Annotated in this window: 2 protein-coding genes; both read left to right on the top strand. The window is 42.1% G+C overall.

Annotation, left to right across the window (positions count from 1 at the left end):
* Positions 1-199: 199 nt before the first annotated feature.
* Positions 200-1,588, top strand: coding sequence for a serine/threonine-protein kinase (locus IQ242_RS20230; protein ID WP_193961188.1), 1,389 nt, complete (start codon positions 200-202; stop codon positions 1,586-1,588).
* A 342-nt stretch (positions 1,589-1,930) separates the two neighbouring features.
* On the top strand, positions 1,931-3,211 hold the full coding sequence (locus IQ242_RS20225; RefSeq protein WP_193961187.1) for an HhoA/HhoB/HtrA family serine endopeptidase: 1,281 nt from the start codon (positions 1,931-1,933) through the stop codon (positions 3,209-3,211).
* Positions 3,212-3,336: the final 125 nt, after the last annotated feature.

Raw genomic sequence — 3,336 nt, 5'->3', positions numbered from 1 at the left:
ATTTTGAAAGCCTTGCTAGAAAGCAGTTTTAGGTATAAGTACAATTACTCACTTGCATAAATGAGATGCTCCCTGATCAAAGATTAAGCCGCCATCACTACTACCGAATCACCACCCAAACTCAAATACCAAAATATAAGCCAATTTTGAGACAACGGCAGATTTTTTGGTATAATAAAAATAACTGTTGCAAAATTTTATGGTTTGGCAAGCGGGACAACTCCTCCACAATGGCAAGTACGAGATCCTTGCGGTCTTGGGACGGGGAGGGTTTGGCCTGACCTATAAAGCACGTCATCGCCAACTCATCATGGAAGTGGTGATCAAAACTCCTGATATTTTGCAAAAAAGAGATACGGAATACAAGGATTATGTTAAACAATTTGAGGAAGAAGGACGCAAGTTAGCCAAATTTTCCCAGACTCCCCATCCCCATATCGTCCGTATTTCCGATTTTTTTATGGAAGGTCAAGTTCCCTGTTTGGTGATGGATTTTATTCAGGGTCAAACTTTGATCGAAAAGGTGAAAACTCAAGGAAAATTATCGGAAGCGGAATGTTTGAAATATATTCGGCAAATTGGCAGCGCATTAGAGGCAGTTCATCAAGCAGGAATGGTACACCGAGATGCTCACCCTGGTAATATTATGATTCAACCCAATGGGAATGCTATCCTGATTGATTTTGGCATTGCTAAAGAGATTATTCCGGCTGGTAGTAGTTCGACGGATTATGCCGCGAATCCCAGTTTTGCCCCCTATGAACAAATTTATGGAGGTAGCAAAGCCAATCGTCAGCCTAGTGTGGATATTTACACCCTAGCGGCCAGTTTTTATTATGCGGTAACAGGTCAAAGACCGACTCCTTCAATGGAACGCCGTTTAGAGAATCGTCCTTTAACATCACCGAAAGAAATTAATCCTAATTTAAGTGATCATCTTAACAAAGCCATTACTCTGGGGATGGCTTTGGAAAAAGAAAACCGCCCTCAGTCTATGTCCGATTGGCTTCAACAATTGGAATTACCACCGCCTCCTGTAGAAAAGAAATATCGTCAAGAAAAAGTTAATCCCCCACAGCCAAAGAAAGAGCCAAAAGTAGCTGAAACAAAAGCCCCTGTTAACCCAAAACCTTCTGAAAATTCTCTTCAGAAAAAACTCAAAGCTCTTCCCTGGGGTTGGTTAATCGGTATGTTTCTTGTTTATGCTCTAGTCGGTTACGCTTCAGTCGTGCGTTTAGCACATTGGGAAGCTGTGGCTGGGGCTGCGGTTTGGGCTGGGGCTGCGGGTGTGGTTTGGCTTGCGGCTTCGATTTTTTATCACTGGACAGGTGTTCAAGATTTATTTTTCTTGGTTGTCTTTGGATTGATAGGTGGTATTACTTTCAGTTTTATGTCAGGGAATGTTCTTGGGGGAATAGTAACTGGAATAGGGAGTATAGGAATATTCTTTACTTTGTTTTTGACTACATACGAGTTAGAAAAGAAAAACTTTAGCCTTTTCAATATTTTTCTGATTCTTGAGGTTACAAATCTAAGCGGTTTAGCAAGCGGTTGGTTATTGGCTTTTCTCCTGCATCCCAAAGGCTAACGAAACATAAAACTATCCTCACAATTCCGTTTTTTCTATTGTTATCTTCCCTAGATTAGGTTAATTAATGCAACCCAAAAATTAAATTGTGCCATAGTAGTGAGTCTATTCTGCTGAGGAGCATCTCACTTGTGCCATGCGTATTAATGCTTATAGCTGTCAAAAACTATAAAACAATGAACTTGTAATCAAAAGTTCATGTCTGCGTCACAGTAAGTTCATATCCCCCACCTAAATTAGAGATAGTCAGTCCCAAGCCGTTTTCCGAAACACTCCTCTCACACCCACGATTATTAGGACTGACTTTTATTCCCTTCTCAGAATGGTTAAACAATAAAAACTATGACTCGCAATATTTTTAACGATAATATTTCCCCGATCAACGAAGTTAATCCCAAACGCTCCAAATCTTCTGCAATGAAAAAACTTTTTGCCTATTCCTCCTTACTGGTTTTGGGTGCCGGTTTAGGTATCGGTGCCACCTACGCCTACAGTCAAAATCCTCTAGAATTAGCCCAAAATATTGCCCCGGCTGCCAATAATCCTCGCCCCTCCACAGCAGCCGCAGCCGCTTCCTCGTCTCTGGTTATTCCCACCAATTTTGTCGCTTCTGTGGTGCAAGAAGTGGGGCCGGCGGTGGTAAGAATTAATGCTTCTAGGGAAGTCAATGGAGGCGGTGATTTTTCGGAATTTGCTAACGATCCTGTTTTCCGTCGCTTCTTCGGTTCCCAAATACCAGAGCGAGGAGAAAAACAAGTTCAAAGGGGTACAGGTTCCGGGTTTATTATCAGTAATGACGGTAAAATTATCACCAATGCTCACGTTGTCGAGGGAGCAGATAAGGTGACTGTCACCCTCAAAGATGGTCGCACTATCGATGGTAAAGTTTTAGGTAGTGATCCTTTAACTGATGTGGCAGTGGTACAGGTAGAAACGAGCAATTTACCCACAGTTAAATTAGGTAATTCTGATAGTTTACAGGTGGGAGAATGGGCGATCGCTATCGGTAATCCTTTGGGATTAGATAACACTGTCACCACGGGGATTATTAGTGCCAAGGAACGCAATGGCTCCCAAATTGGTGCTAGTGATAAACGGGTGGATTTCCTACAAACCGATGCGGCAATTAACCCCGGAAATTCCGGCGGACCTTTGTTAAATGCTCGGGGAGAAGTTATCGGAGTTAACACCGCTATCATTCAAAATGCCCAGGGTTTAGGTTTTGCTATTCCGATTAAGACTGCCCAAAGAATCGCTGAACAATTAATCGCCACGGGTAAGGTGGAACATCCCTATCTCGGTGTTCAAATGGTACAGTTAACTCCAGAGGTAAAAGAACAATTAGCCGATAGTCCTATGGCTGATAATTGGACTATCCCCGATGATTCTGGTGTCTTGTTAGTGCGGGTGATGAGAGATTCTCCTGCCGCAGCAGCGGGATTGCGATCGGGTGATGTGTTAAAGTCTGTAGGTGGTAAGAATGTCACCGATCCCGATGCGGTTCAGGAAATTGTTGATAACACTCAAATCGGCGATAATTTACCCGTAGAAATTAGCCGGGAAGGACAAAAAATTAATCTGAATATTCAAGTTGGTAGCTTGAATACTGCTAACAGATCCTAGTCTGGAAGATAAGTGGTAAAAGACCGAAACTTTATAGAGAGCTTGTTAGTAAGCTCTCTATATTTCTGGTTTTACTTTTGGCTCTTGAATCAAATAATTATAGCATTTATCTTAATGGTGAGGTA

It is taken from the genome of Microcystis sp. LEGE 08355 (assembly GCF_015207185.1).
Taxonomy (GTDB): Bacteria; Cyanobacteriota; Cyanobacteriia; order Cyanobacteriales; family Microcystaceae; genus Microcystis; species Microcystis panniformis.
The sequence above is the reverse complement of the archived record's forward strand: the minus strand, read 5'-3'. Positions and strand labels throughout refer to the sequence as shown.

Excerpts from the sequence above, each read along its gene's own strand:
- IQ242_RS20225 (WP_193961187.1), top strand. The coding sequence starts at position 1,931 with ATGACTCGCAATATTTTTAACGATAATATTTCCCCGATCAACGAAGTT.
- IQ242_RS20230 (WP_193961188.1), top strand. The coding sequence starts at position 200 with ATGGTTTGGCAAGCGGGACAACTCCTCCACAATGGCAAGTACGAGATC.